Source organism: Pseudomonas sp. EA_35y_Pfl2_R111 (assembly GCF_963970955.1).
Lineage (GTDB): Bacteria > Pseudomonadota > Gammaproteobacteria > Pseudomonadales > Pseudomonadaceae > Aquipseudomonas.
Window position 1 is genome coordinate 1,169,082 of sequence record NZ_CAXAOM010000001.1, and the last position, 20,907, is coordinate 1,189,988.

20 protein-coding genes, 3 tRNA genes and 1 pseudogene are annotated in these 20,907 nt (G+C 58.4%); 14 read left to right on the forward strand and 10 right to left on the reverse strand.

Going from position 1 to position 20,907, the window contains the following annotated elements:
* Positions 1 to 26: 26 nt before the first annotated feature.
* Both AACY25_RS20915 and AACY25_RS05675 read right to left on the reverse strand, forming a co-directional pair.
* A complete protein-coding gene (locus tag AACY25_RS20915; RefSeq protein ID WP_445262116.1) occupies positions 27 to 371 on the reverse strand; it encodes a pilin in 345 nt (114 codons plus the stop codon).
* A gap of 379 nt (positions 372 to 750) precedes the next feature.
* Positions 751 to 859: pseudogene (locus tag AACY25_RS05675) on the reverse strand (prepilin-type N-terminal cleavage/methylation domain-containing protein); the annotation flags it as partial.
* Positions 860 to 1,082: 223 nt separating this feature from the next.
* Here AACY25_RS05675 and pilB point away from each other — a divergent pair.
* The 5 genes from pilB to yacG all read left to right on the forward strand — a co-directional run bounded on the left by pilB (position 1,083) and on the right by yacG (position 5,985).
* On the forward strand, positions 1,083 to 2,786 hold the full coding sequence (pilB, locus tag AACY25_RS05680) for a type IV-A pilus assembly ATPase PilB (protein WP_339523042.1): 1,704 nt from the start codon (positions 1,083 to 1,085) through the stop codon (positions 2,784 to 2,786).
* Positions 2,787 to 2,789: 3 nt separating this feature from the next.
* The gene (locus AACY25_RS05685) at positions 2,790 to 4,016 is read left to right on the forward strand and encodes a type II secretion system F family protein (protein ID WP_339523044.1); all 1,227 of its coding nucleotides are present in this window, start codon (positions 2,790 to 2,792) and stop codon (positions 4,014 to 4,016) included.
* A 3-nt stretch (positions 4,017 to 4,019) separates the two neighbouring features.
* Positions 4,020 to 4,889, forward strand: a complete 870-nt coding sequence (locus AACY25_RS05690; protein WP_339523045.1) for a prepilin peptidase — start codon at positions 4,020 to 4,022, stop codon at positions 4,887 to 4,889.
* A 284-nt stretch (positions 4,890 to 5,173) separates the two neighbouring features.
* Positions 5,174 to 5,788 (forward strand): dephospho-CoA kinase, encoded by a 615-nt coding sequence (gene coaE, locus AACY25_RS05695; protein ID WP_339523046.1) that lies wholly within the window; start codon positions 5,174 to 5,176, stop codon positions 5,786 to 5,788.
* Positions 5,785 to 5,985 carry a DNA gyrase inhibitor YacG gene (yacG, locus tag AACY25_RS05700; RefSeq protein WP_305589768.1) on the forward strand — a complete coding sequence of 67 codons (201 nt, stop codon included), beginning with the start codon at positions 5,785 to 5,787 and terminating at the stop codon, positions 5,983 to 5,985. The genes coaE and yacG overlap by 4 nt, the downstream gene beginning before the upstream one ends.
* 3 nt (positions 5,986 to 5,988) lie before the next feature.
* Here the strand turns inward: yacG and AACY25_RS05705 are convergent, their stop codons facing one another.
* Together AACY25_RS05705 and AACY25_RS05710 are read right to left on the reverse strand one after the other, a co-directional pair.
* Positions 5,989 to 6,204: a hypothetical protein gene (locus AACY25_RS05705; RefSeq protein ID WP_305589770.1), complete on the reverse strand. Its 216-nt coding sequence runs from the start codon at positions 6,202 to 6,204 to the stop codon at positions 5,989 to 5,991.
* A 104-nt stretch (positions 6,205 to 6,308) separates the two neighbouring features.
* Entirely contained in the window at positions 6,309 to 6,998 is a 690-nt protein-coding gene (locus AACY25_RS05710) for an energy-coupling factor ABC transporter permease (protein ID WP_339523049.1), read from the reverse strand.
* Positions 6,999 to 7,131: 133 nt separating this feature from the next.
* Here AACY25_RS05710 and AACY25_RS05715 point away from each other — a divergent pair, with 133 nt between their 5' ends.
* The 4 genes from AACY25_RS05715 (at position 7,132) to AACY25_RS05730 (ending at position 9,872) form a co-directional block, all read left to right on the forward strand.
* Positions 7,132 to 7,761 carry a DUF1780 domain-containing protein gene (locus AACY25_RS05715; RefSeq protein ID WP_339523050.1) on the forward strand — a complete coding sequence of 210 codons (630 nt, stop codon included), beginning with the start codon at positions 7,132 to 7,134 and terminating at the stop codon, positions 7,759 to 7,761.
* On the forward strand, positions 7,758 to 8,252 hold the full coding sequence (locus AACY25_RS05720) for an MOSC domain-containing protein (RefSeq protein ID WP_339523051.1): 495 nt from the start codon (positions 7,758 to 7,760) through the stop codon (positions 8,250 to 8,252). The genes AACY25_RS05715 and AACY25_RS05720 overlap by 4 nt, the downstream gene beginning before the upstream one ends.
* An 81-nt stretch (positions 8,253 to 8,333) precedes the next feature.
* Positions 8,334 to 8,507: a DUF3094 family protein gene (locus AACY25_RS05725; RefSeq protein ID WP_160085534.1), complete on the forward strand. Its 174-nt coding sequence runs from the start codon at positions 8,334 to 8,336 to the stop codon at positions 8,505 to 8,507.
* Positions 8,508 to 8,570: 63 nt separating this feature from the next.
* Positions 8,571 to 9,872 carry an NAD(P)/FAD-dependent oxidoreductase gene (locus AACY25_RS05730; protein ID WP_339523053.1) on the forward strand — a complete coding sequence of 434 codons (1,302 nt, stop codon included), beginning with the start codon at positions 8,571 to 8,573 and terminating at the stop codon, positions 9,870 to 9,872.
* 166 nt (positions 9,873 to 10,038) lie between these two features.
* Here AACY25_RS05730 and AACY25_RS05735 read toward each other — a convergent pair.
* From AACY25_RS05735 to AACY25_RS05745, 3 genes are all read right to left on the reverse strand, one after another.
* Positions 10,039 to 10,114, reverse strand: a tRNA-Lys gene (locus AACY25_RS05735).
* Between the two features lie 5 nt (positions 10,115 to 10,119).
* Positions 10,120 to 10,196 (reverse strand) — tRNA-Pro (locus AACY25_RS05740).
* Positions 10,197 to 10,205: 9 nt separating this feature from the next.
* Positions 10,206 to 10,281, reverse strand: a tRNA-Asn gene (locus AACY25_RS05745).
* 212 nt (positions 10,282 to 10,493) lie between these two features.
* On the opposite strand from AACY25_RS05745, the gene AACY25_RS05750 reads away from it, so the two are divergent.
* Positions 10,494 to 12,851 carry a DUF1631 domain-containing protein gene (locus AACY25_RS05750; RefSeq protein ID WP_339523054.1) on the forward strand — a complete coding sequence of 786 codons (2,358 nt, stop codon included), beginning with the start codon at positions 10,494 to 10,496 and terminating at the stop codon, positions 12,849 to 12,851.
* A gap of 9 nt (positions 12,852 to 12,860) precedes the next feature.
* Positions 12,861 to 13,196 carry a PilZ domain-containing protein gene (locus tag AACY25_RS05755; protein ID WP_339523056.1) on the forward strand — a complete coding sequence of 112 codons (336 nt, stop codon included), beginning with the start codon at positions 12,861 to 12,863 and terminating at the stop codon, positions 13,194 to 13,196.
* Between the two features lie 82 nt (positions 13,197 to 13,278).
* Here the strand turns inward: AACY25_RS05755 and clpB are convergent, their stop codons facing one another.
* The 3 genes from clpB to rluD form a co-directional block, all read right to left on the reverse strand.
* Positions 13,279 to 15,843, reverse strand: a complete 2,565-nt coding sequence (gene clpB, locus AACY25_RS05760; RefSeq protein WP_339523057.1) for an ATP-dependent chaperone ClpB — start codon at positions 15,841 to 15,843, stop codon at positions 13,279 to 13,281.
* A 154-nt stretch (positions 15,844 to 15,997) separates the two neighbouring features.
* Positions 15,998 to 16,723, reverse strand: coding sequence for a peptidoglycan editing factor PgeF (gene pgeF, locus AACY25_RS05765; RefSeq protein ID WP_339523058.1), 726 nt, complete (start codon positions 16,721 to 16,723; stop codon positions 15,998 to 16,000).
* Between the two features lie 49 nt (positions 16,724 to 16,772).
* Positions 16,773 to 17,747, reverse strand: coding sequence for a 23S rRNA pseudouridine(1911/1915/1917) synthase RluD (gene rluD, locus AACY25_RS05770; RefSeq protein WP_339523059.1), 975 nt, complete (start codon positions 17,745 to 17,747; stop codon positions 16,773 to 16,775).
* A 147-nt stretch (positions 17,748 to 17,894) separates the two neighbouring features.
* Here rluD and AACY25_RS05775 point away from each other — a divergent pair, with 147 nt between their 5' ends.
* The 3 genes from AACY25_RS05775 (at position 17,895) to AACY25_RS05785 (ending at position 20,907) form a co-directional block, all read left to right on the forward strand.
* Positions 17,895 to 18,878 carry an outer membrane protein assembly factor BamD gene (locus AACY25_RS05775; RefSeq protein WP_339523060.1) on the forward strand — a complete coding sequence of 328 codons (984 nt, stop codon included), beginning with the start codon at positions 17,895 to 17,897 and terminating at the stop codon, positions 18,876 to 18,878.
* Positions 18,879 to 19,088: 210 nt separating this feature from the next.
* A complete protein-coding gene (locus AACY25_RS05780) occupies positions 19,089 to 19,328 on the forward strand; it encodes a PP0621 family protein (protein ID WP_339523061.1) in 240 nt (79 codons plus the stop codon).
* Positions 19,318 to 20,907 (forward strand): sensor histidine kinase, encoded by a 1,590-nt coding sequence (locus tag AACY25_RS05785; RefSeq protein WP_339523063.1) that lies wholly within the window; start codon positions 19,318 to 19,320, stop codon positions 20,905 to 20,907. The genes AACY25_RS05780 and AACY25_RS05785 overlap by 11 nt, the downstream gene beginning before the upstream one ends.

Here is a 20,907-nt window from a genome sequence, read left to right on the forward strand (position 1 = left end):
ACCTCGTTATTGCGCAAGAAAAAGCTTCAGTTATGAGTGCAGGCTCCACCGGAGGCTAGATTGCAGGTTACTGTACCAGTGCCGGGAGTACGGGGAGTAGCTGTAAAAGAGCCGACCAGGGTCAAGGTAGCGCCAGCACCAACATAGGCAGAACAGGCACCATTAACGGCAACTGCGGGGCTTTCGGAACTATTCAATCTCACCAGAGCGTCATTAGCATAGCCTTTTGCCTCAATCAGGCAGGCATTGTTTGCCGATTTGACGGTGTAGTTCTGATAGGCCGGTAGTGCAATAGCAGCCAAGATACCGATAACCGCAATGACGATCATCAATTCAATAAGGGTGAAACCTTTCTGCACTTGATCCTGCATGTGCATCTCCTTGAAGCAATAGGCATCAGGCTGCGAGAGACAGGACGCCCTTTAACGTGACTGAAAAAAATGCCCCGCATAAAGCGAGGCCTTTTTTATAACCGGCATAGAGTGGAAGCGCCTTAGGCGACCCCACTCTACAAATCAATCCGATCCGATTATGGCAGGGAGCAGGAAGCGCTTTCGGTACAAGTAATAGTTGCATCACCTGGGGCCTTGGCAACAACGGTGAAGTCTGCAGAGGTGTTAGGAATTTGCGAATTGCAGGCTTGCGCGGTGTGCACTGGAGCGGTACCCGTGCTGCCATTGGAAAGATAAACCAGTACAGCGCCAGAATGGCCTTTGGCTTCAGCCAGACAGGCTTTGTTACCAGCCGACTTGGTGTAATCCTGATAAGCCGGCAGTGCGATAGCAGCCAAAATACCGATGATCGCCACCACGATCATCAGTTCGATCAGGGTAAAACCTTTTTGAGCTTGAGCTTTCATAATCATTCTCTCCGAAATATGGACAGGTCCAGCGACCTGCATCATGCAATGCAGGCAACATGCCAACTTCTACAAGTCTGCCGGCCAAGCCCTGGCATAACTAGCTAGAGCGTCACATACGCACAGGCAAGGCACTAACTGCCATTTTTCGTCACCCGCATCCGCCGTATTTGGCAGCCTAAGGCAACTAGGCTATAACGCAGGCATTGTTATGGAGCCTGCGATGAACGATCACGTCACCCTTACAGGCCTGGCCAAGCAAATGGTGCTGGCCGAGCTACTGGATGAAAAAACTGCCCAACAAGCCCAACAACAGGCCCAGCGCAATAAGCTGTCGCTAGTGACTTATCTGGTGCAGAACAAGCTGGTTAAAAGCCGGGCGCTGGCCGATCTGGCTAGCGAACAGTTTGGCGTGCCTTTTATCGACCTAAATACGATCGACAAAGATAGCCAACCCAAGGATTTAGTTGCGGAAAAGCTGGTACGCCAACACCGAGCACTACCACTCTGGCGGCGCGGCAATAAGCTATTCTTAGCCGTATCCGACCCCACCAACCACCAGTCGGTTACCGATATCCAGTTCAGCACCGGGATGAATACCGAGGCCATTCTGGTCGAGGATGACAAACTCGGCGAAGCCATCGAGAAATTTTTCGACAGTGCCAATAGCGGCATGGAAGACCTGGGTGATGTCGACCTGGATGGGCTTGATGTAGAAGCGGTTAATGACGATGGCCAAGACGCCGGTGATGGCAACTCGGCAGACGATGCCCCGGTGGTGCGTTTCGTCAACAAGATGCTGCTGGATGCGATCAAGATGGGCTCATCCGACCTGCACTTCGAACCATATGAGAAGACCTACCGAGTACGCTTTCGCACCGACGGCATCCTACAAGAGATTGCCCGCCCACCGATCCAGTTAGCTCCACGTATTTCCGCACGACTAAAAGTGATGGCAGGACTGGACATTTCCGAGCGCCGCCGCCCGCAGGATGGCCGCATTAAAATGCGCATATCCAAGACTAAATCCATCGATTTTCGCGTCAGCACCTGCCCAACCCTATGGGGCGAGAAAATTGTGATGCGAATTCTCGACTCTGCCAGCGCACAAATGGGCATCGACGCCCTGGGCTATGAGGAGTCGCAAAAAGACCTGTATATGACTGCTCTCAAACAACCCCAGGGCATGATCCTGGTCACCGGCCCTACCGGCTCGGGCAAGACAGTATCCCTCTATACCGGCCTCAACATCCTCAACACCGTGGACGTAAATATTTCTACAGCGGAAGACCCGGTCGAGATCAACCTAGAGGGCATTAACCAGGTCAACGTCAACCCCAAGCAAGGTATGGACTTTACCGCCGCCCTGAAATCCTTTCTGCGCCAGGACCCGGATATCATCATGGTTGGCGAGATTCGCGACCTAGATACCGCATCCATCGCCATTAAAGCCGCGCAAACAGGGCATATGGTGATGTCTACCTTGCATACCAATAGCGCGGCAGAAACCCTGACCCGCCTACGCAATATGGGCGTGCCCTCCTTCAATATCGCCACGTCGGTCAACCTGATCATCGCCCAGCGTCTGGCGCGCAAGCTGTGCAGCAATTGCAAGAAGGAAATCAATATCCCTCGGGAAGCCCTACTTGAAGAAGGCTTCCCGGAAGACCAAATCGGCAAATTCAAGATTTACGAACCCGCAGGCTGTGAAAACTGCAATGGCGGCTATAAAGGTCGTGTCGGGATTTATGAAGTGGTTAAAAACACGCCAGCCCTGCAACGGATTATCATGGAGGAAGGAAACTCTATCGATATTTCCATCCAGATGCGCAAAGACGGCTTTAATGACCTACGAACCTCGGCGCTGCTAAAGGCCATGCAGGGCGTAACGAGCCTCGCCGAAGTCAACCGCGTGACCAAGGACTAACCCATGGCGACGACAAATACACTAAAAAATAGCACCTTCGTTTGGGAAGGCACTAACAAGCAAGGCGCGAAAGTCAAGGGAGAGTTAAGCGGCGCAAACCCAGCCTTGGTAAAGGCACAGTTACGCAAGCAGGGCGTCAACCCAACCAAAGTGCGCAAAAAAGCTGCCTCATTGTTCAGCGCCGGGAAAAAGATCAAACCGCTGGATATCGCCCTGTTTACCCGGCAAATGGCCACCATGATGAAGGCCGGCGTACCGCTGCTGCAGAGTTTCGACATCATCAGCGAAGGTTTTGAGAACCCCAATATGCGCAAGCTTGTGGACGACCTGAAACAGCAGGTGGCCGCCGGTAACTCCTTTGCCTCAGCTCTGCGCAAACAACCGCAATATTTCGATGACCTATACTGCAATTTGGTGGACTCCGGCGAGCAATCCGGCGCACTGGAAACACTGCTCGAGCGAGTAGCTTCCTACAAAGAGAAAACCGAAGCCCTTAAAGCCAAAATCAAAAAGGCCATGACCTACCCGATCTCGGTCATCGTAGTCGCGGTTATTGTCACCACCATTTTGCTGCTCAAGGTTGTGCCAGCGTTTGAAGATGTATTCAAAGGCTTTGGCGCTGAACTACCCGCCTTTACTCAGATGGTCGTGGCTCTATCGAAAGGGTTACAAAAATGGTGGTTTTTGATCACGGTCGCCCTGTTTGCCTTTGCCTTTATCTTTAAAGAAGCGCGCAAGCGTTCAGAGGGCTTTCGCAATTGGCTGGATCGCTCACTGCTGAAATTACCGGTTGTTGGCGACATTCTCTATAAATCAGCAGTCGCACGTTATGCCCGCACGTTGTCCACCACCTTCTCTGCGGGAGTGCCCTTGGTGGAAGCGCTCGATTCGGTATCCGGCGCAACCGGTAATATCGTCTTCAAAAACGCAGTCAATAAGATCAAGCTAGATGTTTCCAGCGGCGTGCAACTGAACTTTGCAATGCGCTCAACCGGAGTATTTCCGAGCCTAGCAGTGCAAATGACCGCCATTGGTGAAGAATCTGGAGCACTTGATGCCATGCTCGACAAGGTGGCCACCTTCTATGAAGACGATGTGGATAACATGGTCGATAACATGGCCACGCTGATAGAGCCGATGATAATGGCGGTATTGGGTGTACTGGTGGGCGGCCTGATTATCGCCATGTATCTACCAATCTTCCAACTCGGCCAAGTAGTAGGCGGATAGTTGATGACCCTTACTAATCTTCTGGCCGGCAATTTGCCGGCCTTTGTTTGTGTAGGTCTACTGCTGGGTCTTTTGATTGGCAGCTTCCTCAATGTGGTGGTTTATCGGTTGCCCAAAATGATGCAGAGCGATTGGCGCGAGCAGGCCCGTGAAATATTGGAGCTGTCCGACGAGCCCCCGGCAGCACCATTCAATCTGGTATTACCCAATTCAAGCTGCCCGCACTGCTCCCATGAAATAAAGCCGTGGGAAAATATTCCGGTTATCAGCTACCTGTTTCTGCGTGGTAAGTGCTCAAGCTGTAAAGCGCCTATCAGCATGCGCTACCCACTGATTGAGTTGGCTTGCGGCTTGTTGTCGGCCTTTATTGCCTGGCACTTCGGTTTTACCTGGCAGGCGGGCGCGATGTTGCTGCTGACCTGGGGCTTGCTGGCGATGAGCCTGATCGATATTGATCATCAGCTGCTGCCAGACTCGCTGGTGCTACCACTGCTGTGGCTCGGCTTGATTGCCAATAGCTTTGGCTTATTTACCAGCTTGGAGGATGCACTATGGGGCGCTATTGCTGGCTACTTGAGCCTCTGGTCTGTGTACTGGCTGTTTAAGCTGGTAACTGGCAAGGAAGGTATGGGTTATGGCGACTTCAAGTTGCTGGCCATGCTCGGTGCCTGGGGTGGTTGGCAGGTGTTGCCGCTGACAATATTGCTGTCGTCATTGGTTGGTACAGTGTTGGGGCTGGTCATGCTGCGCCTGCGTAACGCTGAAACCAGCACGCCTATCCCTTTCGGCCCTTATTTGGCGATTGCCGGCTGGATTGCCTTGCTTTGGGGTGAGCAAATCACTTCCAGCTATCTGCAGATCGCCGGGTTCTAGGTTTGTGGCTTGTGATGAGTCAACACCCGTAGGATGGCGTTGAGCGCAGCGATACCCATCATGCGTTAATCAGCCTATACCGCTGATGGGTTGCAGCGCGCCCGACCACGCACAACGTGACAGCCCGCCGACATGCACCTAACCTATCCTACGAACTGCTGTAACTCACAACGACACGTCGAAACCCCATACGCCTTGCGGGCATGGCCCGGCCCTACCGTTCGCCAGCAGCCAGGCAGCTGCACTACAATCGCGCCCCTGGATGACCGACACGAGCGCGCACATTGACGAAAAAACCCTGGATTCTTGGCCTTACCGGCGGCATTGGCAGCGGCAAGAGCGCTGTGGCCCAGCACTTTATTGATCTTGGCGTGCATTTGGTTGACGCTGACCATGCGGCACGCTGGGTGGTTGAGCCTGGTAAGCCGGCGCTGACAAAGATCGCCGAGCACTTCGGCAGCGATGTGTTGCAGGCCGACGGCCAGCTTGATCGCGCGGCGCTGCGCAGCCGGATTTTTTCCGACGCCGCCGAGCGCCGCTGGCTCGAAGCCCTGCTGCATCCACTGATCGGCCAGGAAATCATCCAGTACCTGGCGCGTGCAGAATCGCCCTATGCCATTCTGGTTTCGCCGCTGCTGGTTGAATCCGGCCAGCACAAATTGACCCAGCGCATACTGGTGGTGGACGCCCCTGAGCAACTGCAAATGCAGCGCACCATGGCCCGGGACCAGAGCTCCAGCGAGCAGGTGCAAGCCATTCTCAAAGCCCAGGCCAGCCGTGAAGAGCGCCTGCGCCACGCTCATGATGTGCTGGTTAATGATCAAGACTTGCCCTGGCTGCGAGCCGAAGTGGAACGACTCCACGCCTTTTACCTGAACCTACGCGGAGGCCAAGCATGAGTACGCCAACCCTAGTCGCCTGCCCCACCTGCAACGCACCCGTCGAGTGGGGCCCGCAAAGCCCGAGTCGGCCATTCTGCTCTGAACGCTGCAAGCTGATCGACCTCGGCGCCTGGGCTTCGGAAGAACACGCGATTGCCGGCAACCCGCTGGAAGACGATCTGTTCTCTGGCGAGCTGCCGCCGCGCGAGCACTGATATTCACGGCCGCATAAAGCTGTAATCGCGCTCGTCATCCAGATTGTCAGCGAGGAACTGCAGCTCTGCGGCCAGATCCGCCGCGCTGCGCCCTGCCCGGCTACGTTCGACCACGGCGCTAAGCAATGCCCGCAGCGCCATAGCCTGATCAAAACCCTGCGCCTCGACGCCCTGCAAGCTTTGCTCGATTGCCTGCCTTGCCCATTGATGCACACCCATCTCACGCCCTCCCTATTGATAGGTGAAAGATCGCGGATAGCCGTTCGCGCAGCTTGATCTGAATCAACCCACGCAACGCAATCGAAACGCTGAAGGGCACGCCATCAGCGCGGCAGATCATCATCCTTCCAGGGCGCGGCCAGATAGCGTGTGCGATTGAAGGTTTCCAACCAATCCGGATAGAACACCACCAGCGCCGTAACCAGCATGCCGTTGATAAAGGCCTCGGGGAAAATCACCAGCCAGAGGTAGCCGATAAAATCCTCCAGCCAGGGCGGCATTGGAAACAGCCCATCTATCCAGAGCAAGGTGAAGGCGGCCGCAATACACAGCAAGGCCGCCAGTGCTGCAGCGAAGAAGCCACTGCAGAAGATGTAGACGAACAGATTGCGCGGCTGCTTTCTCTCAACCCAAAGCGCGCAGGCCTCGGTCACCCACACAGGAATGACCACCAGCAGCACACCATTGACGCCCAGCGCGGCCAAGTCCTGCCGGCCCAGCGCCAGCAATCCCAGCTGGGCAATCAGCCCCACCAGCATGGCCAACGGCCAATCCAGCAACAGGGTGACCGCCGTCATGCCGATAAAGTGATAGGACAAGCCCGAGTCGAAATCGCGGCGCACCAGCCACAGCACAAATAGCGCCAGCGCCGTGCCGCAAAGCAGATGTTGGCGGCGCAGATCACTGCATAACTCGACCCAGGGCGCACGCCAGATCGCCCAGCACAGCAGCGGTAGATAAATCAGCCAACCCAGTATCTGACTGGTAGACGACAATACGTGCGCAGCAATCATGTGGAACAACCTCCAAGCCATCGTGGCCGACTTGCGCAGTCTACAACTGCCGCCTCCAGCAACGCATGAAAAGCCCGCAACAAGCGTCGCAGAGGGGTACCAACAACCCAACCGCGCAGGCTAAGCTGAGCTCATGGACGACTCAGATTACCTACGCCTGCTGACGCATCAGGCCGAACAAGCCAACGCCTTTCTCTCCAACGCGCGCAAGTGGGAGCGCGAGCGCTGGGTTTGCCAACGCCTGCTGCAAGCGCTGAATGTCAGCCACCGCCTGGACGAGTTCAACGCCGCCGACCATGAACCGCCTGACGTATTGTTCCGTGAGGCCAGCTTTGAAGTGTTCTTCGTCCTCGACGAAGGTCGCCGCCTTAATGATGAATGGCGCGCCGAACTGGAGCGGCGCCGCAGCGCGTTTTCCCTCAGCCAACTGGTGCGCCGCGAGGCCAAACCACGGCGTATAGCCGCAGCCGAACTGCAACAGCGGCTGACGCCAACCCTGCGCAAGAAAGCCCACAACTATAAAGAGCGCGGCCTCGACCTGGGCGAGCTAGACCTGCTCGCCTACGTCAACCTGAAACGCGCGGTGCCGGACTTCAACAGCCACTTCCCGCCACCGACCGAGTTTCTCCGCCAGGGTTGGCGCTCGTTGTCTCTGGTCGGTCCGACCTTCGCCCGCGTGTTATTTGCCCACCCAGATGCGCCAGATTTCCTGCGCAATAACCTTGGTCGCTCGGTGCTGTTTGATGTAGGCATCAGCTTGTGAGCCCTTTGCATGAGTTGCTCGCAGCCGTGCCGCAACAAGGCTGCGTTCGCTGGATTGGCGTGCGCCCCGCCTCGCGCGCAGACATGATCGAGCTGGAGGCCGTCGAAGCGCGCCGCGAAGCCGGCCTCACCGGCGACCACAGCCGGCCAGGGCCACGCAATGCCAGGCAGGTCACCCTGATCCAGTGGGAACATTTGGCGGTGATCAGCGCATTGATGGGCCGACCTGCCGAACAGCCAATCAGCGCGCCTGAACTACGCCGCAATATCGCCATCAGCGGCATCAACCTGTTCAGCCTCAAAGGCCGGCGTTTTCGCCTCGGCCAGGCGATTCTGGAAACCACTGGCTGGTGCCAACCCTGCGCAAAACTGGAAGAACGCCTGGGGCTTGGCACCTTTCAGGCCATGCGCGGCCACGGCGGAATTACTGCGCGCGTGCTACAAGGGGGCATAATTCGCCTGAATGACGCCCTGCGCGTTGAGCCTTTATAAGCCGCGCGGCTAGAATGCCCAGCACTTCAGCCCGCAATCGATCCCATCAATTGCCAACCGGCCCCTTAATTCGAGGCACGCATGTCCAGTCGCCTGAACCCTGATGATCAAAAACGTGTCGAGCAATACCTTAGCGCTCCGCAACATCAGGTCGAGCGTCAGCCGTTCAAGGTCTGGCGACTGCTGCTGATCATCGTGATGGTCACGATTGGCCTGGGCGTGCTGAGCCGTCTTCTGAGTCGACTGGTGCTATGAGCTGCTTAGCGCTCGCCCACAGCGACTCGCCACTTTTTCTTAAAAGCCTTGTGAGCGTGTCTGATGACTCATCAAATCGTAATTGTCGGCGGCGGCGCCGGCGGACTGGAGCTTGCCACCCGCCTGGGTAGAACCCTGGGTAAACGCGGCCAGGCCAGGATCACCCTGGTCGACGCCAACCTGACGCACATCTGGAAGCCGCTGCTGCATGAAGTGGCCGCTGGCTCGCTGAACTCCTCCGGCGACGAACTGAACTACGTGGCGCAGGCCAAGTGGAATCACTTCGAGTTCCAGCTGGGCCGGATGTGCGATCTCAACCGCGCAGAAAAACGCATCAGCCTGGCGGCCACCCTGGACGACCACGGCCAGGTGCTGATGCCTGCGCGCGAGCTGAGTTATGACAGCCTGGTCATCGCCGTGGGCAGCACCACCAATGACTTCGGCACCGCCGGCGCCGCCGAACACTGCTTGTTTCTCGACACTCGCGAACAGGCCGAGCGCTTCCATCGCCAACTGCTCAGCCATTACCTACGCGCCCACGCCAGCCAAAGCGCGACCACCGAGCTGATCAACATCGCCATCGTCGGCGCAGGCGCCACGGGCGTTGAACTGGCGGCCGAACTGCATCACGCCGCACGCGAACTGGCGGCCTACGGCCTGGACCGGATCAGCCCAGAAAACATGCGCATCACCCTGATCGAAGCCGGCCCACGGGTCTTGCCGGCCCTGCCGGAGCGCATTAGCCAGCCCGTACACAAAACCCTGGAAAAGCTCGGTGTTACCGTACTCACGGGCGCCGCCGTCAGCCAGGTGACTCGCGAGGCGCTGCATACTGCGCAGGGCCAAGTTATCCCCGCCACCTTGAAAGTCTGGGCGGCAGGAATTCGCGCACCTGATTTCCTTAAAGAGCTGGACGGTCTGGAAAGCAATCGCATCAACCAGCTGCAAGTTCGCCTGACGCTGCAGACCACCCTGGACGACAACATTTTTGCCTTCGGCGACTGCGCCGCCTGCCCACAACCTGGCAGCGAAGGACGCAACGTACCGCCACGCGCACAAGCGGCGCACCAACAAGCATCGCTACTGGCCAAATCGCTGAAGCTGCGCATTGAGGGCAAAGCCCTGCCGGAATACCGCTACCGCGACTACGGCTCACTGATATCACTGTCGACCTTCTCGGCGGTGGGCAACCTGATGGGCAACCTGACCGGCAGCGTTATGCTCGAAGGCTGGCTGGCCAGGATGTTTTACGTGTCGCTTTACCGGATGCACCAGATCGCGTTGTATGGCGTAACCCGCACGCTGCTGATGATGCTCGGCGACCGCATCGGCCGCAGCACCGAACCGCGCCTTAAGCTGCACTGAGATATATCTGCAAAGCCCGTAGGAACGGGCCATGCCCGCGAAGCTATGCTCGCGGCCATGGGCCGCTCCTACATTTATTTGCGCGCCAGAAAGGTTACCGCCGTAACTAGCAGGCAATAAAAAACCCGCACTAGGCGGGTTTTTTATCATTCAAGCATGCTTGAAATGGTGGGTCGTGTGGGATTCGAACCTACGACCAATTGGTTAAAAGCCAACTGCTCTACCAACTGAGCTAACGACCCAAAAATGGTCGGGGTAGGGGGATTCGAACTCCCGACATCCTGCTCCCAAAGCAGGCGCGCTACCGGACTGCGCTATACCCCGATGAAAGATTGGCTCCGCGACCAGGACTCGAACCTGGGACCCAATGATTAACAGTCATTTGCTCTACCGACTGAGCTATCGCGGAACTACTTGCTTCCTTTCTCATAAACTGGAACCGGTTGTTAAATCGTTTCCCGTGTCTGAGGCGCGCCATTTTACGTTTCCGCGCGCGCCTGTCAACCCCTTAAATTGCTTTTAGTACAATGATTTGCAGCTGAGTGAGCGGCTGCTATATCTTCCCTATGCCTGTATTCATTGCAGGACGCATCAGCCGCAAGGCTCCAGCCAGGAAAGTCCATGAGTAACCAGGGCATACCGCCAAATTCACCCGGCTCAACGCACACCCTTGCGAGCCGAGGTATCCAGCCGCGCTTCGGTGACCTGGTGCAAAGCTGTCGAAAACTGGTGATGAACCGTCTGGCCGAACACCTGACCGGAGTCTTCGCCCAAGTCGACGACACGTTGTTTGAGTGCGCCGAAAAGGCCGAGAACAATCAGGTACAGACCCTGTTTTTCGACAACATGCGCGAGATCCGCAGGCAGCGCCCACAGATAGAGCGCAGCTACCACCAGCAGATCGCGCAGAACTTCTCCGATTTCCTCGATGGCAAGCTCAAGCCGCCGCCCAGCGCCAGTGAACTGGACGCGGAACACATGGCCCTGGTGCAGAACGAGGATTATGAAGAAAGCCTGCAAGTCACCAACATGGTCAGCCGGGTCAAGGCACGCTGCGCGCAACCGCTGTTTGCTCTGGAGCAACGCCTGGCGTTGCTGAATAACGGTCAGAAGCTCGGCGAGGACATCAATCCCTTCGGCCCGCAGATGATTGCCCAAGCCTTTCGCGATGCCCTGACGCCCTGCCCGTTTCCGCTGCGTATAAAAGTCATCCTTTATACGTTGTTTGACACCCACGTCATGCAGAGCCTGGACAGCATCTATGCCGCGTTGAATCAGCGCCTGATTGATGCTGGCGTACTGCCTAATCTGAAGTACACCGCACAACGCAACAACCCGCCCGAACGCCCCAAGTCGACGCCCTCCGCACCGGCCGAACAAACGACCGAGAGCAACGCCAGCAGCAGCAAAAAGCAGGGCACTACAGCAGTTATGCAACCGGCAGGACAACCCTACAGCGCCGGCAGCACAGACTTGAGCGGCCCACCGCCGAGCGATCCGCAGGAATTACTCGGTAGCCTGGCAACCTTGCTGGGCGAACACCGCCAGCGCGACATTGACGCGCCGCTCCTTGGCGGCACTCGCAGCATTGCCAGCTTCACTCCGCGCGAGGCGACCAGCACCTACAGCGCCTCCGCCTTGCTGGATGCGCTCAACCGCATGCAGCAACAATCGGCCAACGACCTGTCACAACGCCTGCATCGCCCGCAGCAGGTAGAAGGCCTGAAAGCGGATCTACAGCAACAGCTGGAAGCCCACAGCGAGCTGCCTGGCCAGCAGAAGGTTTCCGATCAGGAAGCCGACGTGATCGACCTGGTCGGCATGCTGTTCGACTTTATCCTGGATGACGACAATCTACCGGACAGCTGCAAGACCACTCTGTCCCACTTACATACGCCCTACCTGAAAGTGGCGCTGCTGGACAAAGCGCTGTTCACCCAACACCACCACCCGGCCCGCCGCCTACTCAACACCATGGCCCAGGCTGGCGTGCTGTATGGCGGCGAAGGCGATGAGCGCGGCCTGCTAGCCAAGATGCAATGGGTGGTCGAGCGGGTTATCCATGATTTCTTCGGCGACCTGCAGCTGTTTGAAAGCCTGCTGGAGGAGTTCAACGAATTCGTTGCCACCCTCAGGCACAAGGTCGAACTGCGCGAACGCCGCGCAGTGGAAGCCGCCAAAGGTCGCGACAAACTACTCGGCGCACGCCAGCATGCGGTCGAGGTGATATCCAACAGCCTGAATAGTCGTCAGCCACCAACGATCATCCGCAACTTCCTCGAGCTGACCTGGGCCGATGTACTGGTATTCGTGCTGCTGCGCAATGGCGAACAGAGCCCGGAATGGCAACGCGCCTGTGAAGCGGCTGAGCAGCTGGCCTGGAGCGGAACGCTGCTCGATGAAGCAGGCCGTGAACGCCTACAAAAACTGCGCGTGCCGCTACTCGAGGACCTACGCAAAGGCCTGGAGTTGCTTGGGGGTTACCACGAGGACGGCATCCGCCGCCTGCTGCAAGACCTGGTGGCCTGCCAACACGCTGTACAGGCCAAACAGCCACAGGTGGCCGCCCAGCTCAAACCAACACTGCCAGAGAGCCCACTGGCAGCCATGCTCGGCGAAGACGCCGCACTGGCAACCCTGGCACCGCGCGAATCGACACTCTCGGCACGCGCCCAGGCGCTGGCCAAAGAGCTGGGGCATATTGAGTTCGGTACCTGGTTCGAGTTCGTCAATGGCCAGCAGGTGCGCACACTCAAGCTGTCCTGGTTCAGCCCAACAACTCGCAACTATATGTTTGTCGACCAGAGCGGCCAGCGTGTGGCAATCAAGCCACTCACTCAGCTGGCCACTGAAATGGAACAAGGGCTGGCGCGCATCGTCACCCCCGAACGAGGCGCACCGTTGGTGGACCGTGCCCTTACCGCCATTTACCGCGTGCTCCAGCGTTTCACCGGACGCACGGCTGAGCCCCAAGAATAAGGAACTCCTATGGATGACGAACGTCGCCTGCACAACCGGCATAACGCCGACGTGCAGCTGGAAGTCTTCGACTTACACACCGGTCAGCGCCTGGGCCGCGTGGTCGATCTGTCCGCCGATGGCTTTATGCTGTTCAGCGACACGCCGCTGACCGCCGACGAGCTGGTGGAGTGCCGCCTGGTCAGCGAACAGGTTATTGAAGGCGTATGCGAAATAACCCTGGGGGCCGATTGCCTGTGGAGCCGCCCTGGCGCCGACGGCCAGCACTGCTGGGCCGGCTTTCACATCATTGATCTGGCCGAAGACCAGGCGGCCGCACTGGAGATCCTGCTCAAGCACCTGTAATCCAGCTTCATAAAAATACCCCGGTCAGCGCAAACTGAACCGGGGTGTTTTTATTCGGCAGCCTTAATGCTACCGACAGCGCTTAGCCGAATACGATCTCATCGCCATCAACCCTGCCAGTCACGCTAGTGCCAGGGGCAAACTTGCCGGCCAGAATCAGCTGCGCCAAGGGGTTTTCGATCCAGCGCTGCACCGCGCGCTTGAGCGGGCGAGCGCCGTAGACCGGGTCGTAACCCACGGCAATCAGCTTGTCCAAGGCCTCATCGGACAACTCAAGACTCAGCTCACGCTCAGCCAGGCGCTGACGCAAGCGGCCCAGTTGGATCTGCGCAATACCCGCAATCTGATCGCGAGCCAGCGGCTCGAAGATCACCACCTCGTCGATCCGGTTGATAAATTCCGGACGGAAGTGCGTGCCCACCGCATCCATCACCGCCGCGCGCTGCGCCTCGCGATCACCGACCAGCTCCTGAATCTGCGTGGAGCCGAGGTTGGAGGTCATCACGATCACGGTGTTCTTGAAGTCCACGGTGCGGCCATGACTGTCGGTCAGACGCCCATCTTCCAGCACCTGCAACAGCACGTTGAACACATCCGGGTGGGCCTTCTCCACCTCATCCAGCAGGATCACCGAATAGGGTTTACGGCGTACGGCCTCGGTCAGATAGCCACCCTCCTCGTAACCGACATAGCCCGGCGGCGCACCAATCAGCCGCGCTACGGAATGCTTCTCCATAAACTCGGACATATCGATACGCACCAACGCCTCTTCGGTATCGAAGAGGAACTCGGCCAGCGCCTTGCACAGTTCGGTTTTACCGACCCCGGTCGGGCCGAGGAAAAGGAACGAACCGCTCGGCCGGTTGGGATCGGACAGCCCAGCACGAGAGCGCCGCACGGCGTTAGCCACGGCGACTACAGCTTCGTTCTGACCGATGACCCGTTGATGCAGCAGGCCTTCCATCTTCAACAATTTGTCGCGCTCGCCCTCGAGCATCTTGCTCACCGGAATACCGGTCCACTTCGATACCACTTCGGCGATTTCTTCCTCGGTGACCTTGCTGCGCAGCAGCTGGTTCTCGCTCTTACCGTGCTGATCGACCATCTGCAGACTGCGTTCCAGATCGGGAATAATCCCGTACTGCAATTCGGCCATACGATTGAGATCGCCCTTGCGCCGCGCCGCCTCTAGCTCCTGACGGGCCTGCTCGATCTTCTGTTGAATCTGCGCCGAACCTTGTACCTCGGCCTTTTCCGATTTCCAGATATCTTCCAGATCGGCGTATTCGCGCTCCAGGCGAGCGATATCCTCGTTGAGTTTGGCCAAGCGCTTGATCGCTGCTTCGTCGTCTTCTTTCTTTAACGCCTGAGCTTCAACCTTGAGCTGAATCAGACGCCGCTCAAGGCGGTCCAGCACTTCAGGCTTGGAGTCGATTTCCATACGAATGCGGCTGGCCGCTTCGTCGATCAGGTCGATGGCCTTGTCCGGCAGCTGACGGTCGGTGATATAGCGGTGCGACAACTTGGCCGCGGCGATAATCGCGCCGTCTGTGATGGCCACCTTGTGGTGCACCTCGTAACGTTCTTTGAGGCCACGCAGGATGGCGATGGTGTCCTCTTCGCTCGGCTCATCGACCAGCACTTTCTGGAAACGCCGCTCTAGCGCCGCGTCTTTTTCGATGTACTGGCGGTACTCGTTGAGCGTGGTCGCGCCGACGCAATGCAGCTCACCGCGCGCCAAGGAGGGCTTGAGCATATTGCCGGCGTCCATCGAGCCTTCGCCCTTGCCGGCGCCAACCATGGTGTGCAGCTCGTCGATAAACAGAATGATCCGCCCTTCCTGCTTGCTCAGCTCATTAAGCACCGCCTTCAGGCGCTCCTCGAACTCGCCGCGGAACTTGGCGCCAGCAATCAAGGAGCCCATATCCAGCGACAGCAGGCGCTTGTCCTTCAAGCCATCCGGCACTTCGCCGTTAACGATGCGCTGGGCCAGGCCTTCGGCAATCGCCGTCTTGCCCACGCCCGGCTCGCCGATCAGCACCGGGTTGTTCTTGGTGCGGCGCTGCAACACCTGGATGGTGCGGCGAATTTCGTCATCACGGCCGATCACCGGATCGAGCTTGCCTTCCTCGGCACGCTTGGTCAGGTCGACGGTGTACTTATCCAACGCCTGGCGGTTTTCCTCGACGTTCGGATCATTTACCGCATCGCCGCCGCGCAGGTTGGTCACGGCGTTTTCCAGCGCCTTGCGGCTGACGCCCTGACCGAGCAACAGCTTGCCCAACTTGGTGCTGTCATCCATCGCAGCCAGCAGCACCAGCTCGCTGGAGATAAATTGATCACCCTTCTGCTGTGACAGGCGATCGGCCTGATTGAGTAGGCGCGCCAGATCCTGCGACAGGTTGACGTCGCCGGACGGATTCTGGATTTTGCCCAGCTGATCGAGTTCCTTGCCCAGAGCCAGGCGCAGGCTGTTGACATCAAAACCGACCTGCATCAGCAGCGGCTTGATCGAGCCGCCCTGCTGCTCGAGCAAGGCCTGCATCAGGTGCAGCGGCTCAATCGCCGCATGGTCCAGACCAACGGCCAGGGACTGCGCATCGGATAGCGCGAGTTGCAACTTGCTGGTTAAACGATCAATACGCATAAACAATCAACCCTCGTGGTGGTGGCAGGCCGGCGCACTGAATCGCACCCAAACAGAAAGCCTACGAGATGAAGAGTAGATGAGGACGATTGTGCGGGTTTCAAGCCGAGCGGCGTTGACCTGGATCATTTGCCGCAGGCGCGGCACGTGAGGATCAGTTGCCTAACCAGATCATGCTGGCAAAGCGCCCGGTTTGCGCCGAACGGCGGTAGGAGAAGAAACGTGGATCATTGAACGTGCAAAAATCGCCGCCGTACACCGCATCAACGCCACAGGCGGCCAGGCGAATACGCGCCAGCTGGTAGATATCAGCCATAAATTTGCCCGCATTGACGCCAGGTTGGAATGCCGCTGCGGCCTGCACATGCTGGGCGACAAAGGCCTCACGCACTTCCGCGCCCACTTCAAATGCGTGCGGCCCAATTGCCGGGCCCAGCCAGACCAGCACCTGATCAGCCGGCACCGCCAATTGATCCAGGGTGTTTTCAAGCACCCCAGCTGCAAGCCCGCGCCAGCCAGCATGCGCCGCCGCAACACGGGTGCCGGCACGGTCACAGAACAATGCGGGCAGGCAGTCCGCGGTCATCACCGTACAGGCGATACCTGGATTACTCGCCCAACTGGCGTCAGCTTCAAGTACTAAGGCAGGATCGGCCTCAACCACCGCGACACCATGCACCTGTTGCAACCAGGCGGGCTTGCAGCCGAGCAGGCTGACCAACCGCTGACGGTTTTTCAGCACTGCCTTTGGGTCGTCGCCAACGTGCTCGCCGAGATTGCAACTGTCGAACGGTGCAAGGCTCACGCCGCCTGAACGAGTAGTAACGCTAGTTTTTACTCTTGCCGGTGCGGGCCATTGCGGCGTTAGCCAGTCGTGCATCCTGTCACCCTGCTCCCTGTTACTCACTTGTGTTAGCCAGAGACCGTTATCAGCCGATAAAAGCTTCACGATCCTGACGCAGCAGCGTCAGCAGCCAGACAAAGTCGTCCGGCAATGGCGACTGCCATTTCATCCGCTCACCGGTAATCGGGTGGTCCAGCTCTAGGAAACGCGCATGCAGCGCTTGGCGCGGGAACTCTTTGAGGGTCTGCACCATGCTCGGGTTTGCCGCTGGCGGAATGCGGAAACGCCCGCCGTAAACCGGATCACCTACCAGCGGATAGCCGATATGGCTCATATGTACGCGGATTTGGTGGGTCCGGCCGGTTTCCAGCTTGACCCGCGCATGGGTATGCGAGCGATAGCGCTCCAGCACCCGGTAGTGGCTGACCGCAGGCTTGCCGCCATCGCTCACTGCCATGCGCTGGCGCTGCGAGGAGCTGCGACCGATCGGTGCGTTGATCTTGCCGCCGGAGGTAATCACACCGATCACGATGCATTCGTAGATGCGGCTGACCGAGCGCTTCTGCAACTGATCGACCAGACGGGTCTGCGCTTCGATGGTCTTGGCCACCACCATCAGGCCAGTGGTGTCCTTGTCCAGGCGATGGACGATACCGGCACGCGGCACATTGATAATGTCCGGCACGTGGTGCAGCAAGGCGTTGAGCAAGGTGCCATCGGCATGCCCGGCAGCCGGGTGCACAACCAGACCGGCGGGTTTGTCGATGACCAGGATCTGTTCGTCTTCGTAGACGATATTCAGCGCGATATCCTGGGCAACCCATTCGCCTTGGGCTTCCTGCTCGGCCTTCAGCGCCAGCAGCGCACCACCATGGACGATGTCGCGCGGACGCAACACCTCACCATCGACGGTCAGCAGACCCTCTTTGATCCAGGCAGACAGACGCGAACGCGAGTGCTCGGCGAACAGGAGTGCGGCGATTTGATCGAGGCGTTGACCGCCCATTTCATAGGGCACCTCGGCGTTCAGTTCAATAATCTGCTTATTAATAGAGGACATGCTCGGCAACAGAGGGGGTCTAGCCTTTGGTTTCGGCTACACGCTTGTGGTTAAATACGGCGTCTTTGCCCCAGGGGTACCGGGGGCGCTCATCATAACAGGACGGCTTTGCTCAAGACAGCCGCCGTCACAGGGACGCAAGCCGCCATGCAAGTGAAACACCTGCTGCTGATCGCAATCCTCGCCCTCACTGCCGCCTGCTCATCGAAACAGGTGGTCGACGAAAACCTCAGCGAGGCCGAGCTCTACCAGCAGGCACAAGCCGACCTGGACAATAGTAGCTACACCGCAGCGGTGGCCAAGCTCAAGGCATTGGAATCGCGCTATCCATTCGGCCGCTATGCCGAACAAGCCCAGCTGGAGCTGATCTACGCCTACTACAAGAATGTGGAGCCGGAAGCTGCCAAATCCGCAGCGGACCGTTTTATCCGCCTGCACCCGCAGCACGCCAATGTTGATTACGCCTACTACCTCAAAGGTCTCGCCTCGTTCGACCAGGACCGCGGCCTGATTGCCCGCTTTGTCCCGCTGGACATGACCAAGCGCGACCCAGGTGCCGCCCGCGACTCGTATAACGAGTTCGCTCAACTCACCAGCCGCTTCCCCACCAGCCGCTACGCGCCGGATGCCAAGCAACGCATGATCTACCTGCGCAACCTGCTGGCCGCTTACGAAATTCACGTGGCGCACTACTACCTGACCCGCAACGCCTACGTGGCTGCCGCCAACCGTGGCCGCTATGTGGTGGAAAACTTTCAGGAAACCCCAGCAGTCGGTGACGGCCTGGCGGTAATGACCGAAGCCTATCAGCGCCTGACTCTGGATGACTTGGCTGCCACCAGCCTGGAAACCCTCAAGCTCAACTACCCGGATCACCCAAGCCTGGTCGACGACCAATTCGTCCCACGCGAAGAAGAAGCTGATAGCCGCTCCTGGCTGGCCAAGGCCACCCTGGGCCTGATCGAAACCGATACGCCGCTACCACCGGGCGAAACCCGCGCCAGCCAAGACGTGATTCGTCAGTACGAAGATGCTGAGGAGCAGATTCCGGACGAACTCAAGACCGACTCCGGTAAAGAACAGCCGAGCCGTTCCTGGTTCAGCTACCTGACCTTTGGTCTTTTCGACTAAGCCGGCAAAGCACTGAGAAAGGGAGGCCAGAGGCCTCCCTTTTTATTGGCCAAGTGGCGATGCCAGGTCTGGCCGCACCCTAGCGACCAACCACAAAACCCTGCTTATCGCTCGAAGCAGCGGAAAACAACGGCCCGCACACTGTTTCAGCGCTGGGCGCGCACAGACGGGTTAGCTAAACTGCCCGCTTACCGATAGAAAGAGAGCGCCATGGGCTTGTTCCGCTTACTGTTCTGGATTGCCATAATTGCGGCCGCGTTTTGGCTGTGGCGACGCTTCACCAGGCCTGCTGCGCCTCGCAGCGAAGACCGCGACACCACGGCAGCCCCCATGGTGCGCTGCGAGCATTGCGGCACCCATGTACCGCGCGATCATGCGCTGGCGAAGGGTGAACAGTGGTTCTGCAGCCAGGCGCATTTAGAACAAGGCCCACAATCCGGTGAGCGCTGATTTCTCCCTGAGCGGGGAGCAAAGCTGGCGAATCCTGCGGCTCTATCACCTTTACCGCCTGGTTATCGGCATCACCCTGGCACTGCTGATTTCCAGCGACCTCGACGCCCAGCTGCTCGACATGATGCACCCGACGCTGTTTCGCAATGGCAGCTGGCTGTATCTGGCACTCAACGTCCTTGTCATCGCTACCGTGCGCCGCCCCAAGCGCCTAGCACAGATATTCAGCCTGGCTCTGGTCGATGTGATTCTGCTCTCCGGCCTTTTCTATGCCGCCGGCGGCACACCTAGCGGCATTGGCAACCTGCTGATTGTCGCTGTAGCAATCGCCAACATCCTCTTGCGCGGGCGTATCGGCCTGCTGATTGCCGCAGTCGCCGCAACGGGCATGATCTACCTGACCTTCTACCTCAGTCTTAGTCGGCCCGCTGCTGCAGCGCAGTACGTTCAAGCCGGCGCACTTGGCGCGCTGTGCTTTGCCGCAGCACTGTTTGTACAGGGGCTGACGCGTCGCCTGCAGGTCAGCGAAAACCTGGCCGAGCAGCGCGCTGCCGACGTGGCCAACCTGGAAGCACTCAACGCACTGATCCTCCAGCGCATGCGCACCGGCATTCTGGTGCTGGATGAATTACACCGCGTACTACTGGCCAACCAGGGGGCCAACCACTTGCTTGGTCATGTCGACCTGACGGGCAAGATTCTTGACCCACATTGCCCCGAACTGATCAAGCGCATGCAGCAATGGTCACACAACCCCAGCCTGCGACCTTCCAGCCTACAAGCGGCGCCCGATGGGCGCGTGTTGCAGCCGAGCTTTATTGCCCTGCAGCGCGGCGAGCAAAAACACACGCTGATCTTTCTTGATGACATCTCGCAGATCGCTCAGCAGGCGCAACAGCTCAAGCTCGCCTCGCTGGGCCGCCTGACGGCCGGTATCGCCCACGAGATTCGCAATCCACTGGGGGCAATCAGCCACGCCGCACAACTGCTGCAGGAGTCGGAAGAGCTGGAAGGTCCGGACCTACGCCTGGCGCAGATCATTCAGGACCACTCGCGGCGGATGAACCTGGTGATAGAGAACGTGCTGCAACTGTCGCGACGCCGCCAGGCGGAACCACAACTGCTCGACCTGAAATACTGGTTGCACCGCTTTGCCAGCGAGTTTCGCAGCAGCGCCGGCCCCGGCCAGACCCTGCACCTGGAAACCAGCAGCGGCAGTATTCAAACCCGCATGGATCCGCACCAGCTCACCCAGGTGCTAAGCAACCTAGTGGAAAACGGCCTGCGCTACAGCGCACAGAAGAATAAACACGGACAAGTCTGGCTGAAGCTATTCCGCGATCCGGAAAGCGAGCTACCGGTACTCGAGGTATTGGACGACGGTCCCGGCGTTGCCGAAGAACAGCTGCATCACCTGTTCGAGCCCTTCTACACCACGGAAAACAAGGGCACCGGCCTGGGTCTGTATATTTCCCGTGAATTGTGCGAAAGCAATCAGGCCCGCCTCGACTATAAACTTCGTGAAGGTGGCGGTAGCTGCCTGCGTATCACCTTCGCCCACCCGCGCAAACTGAGCTGA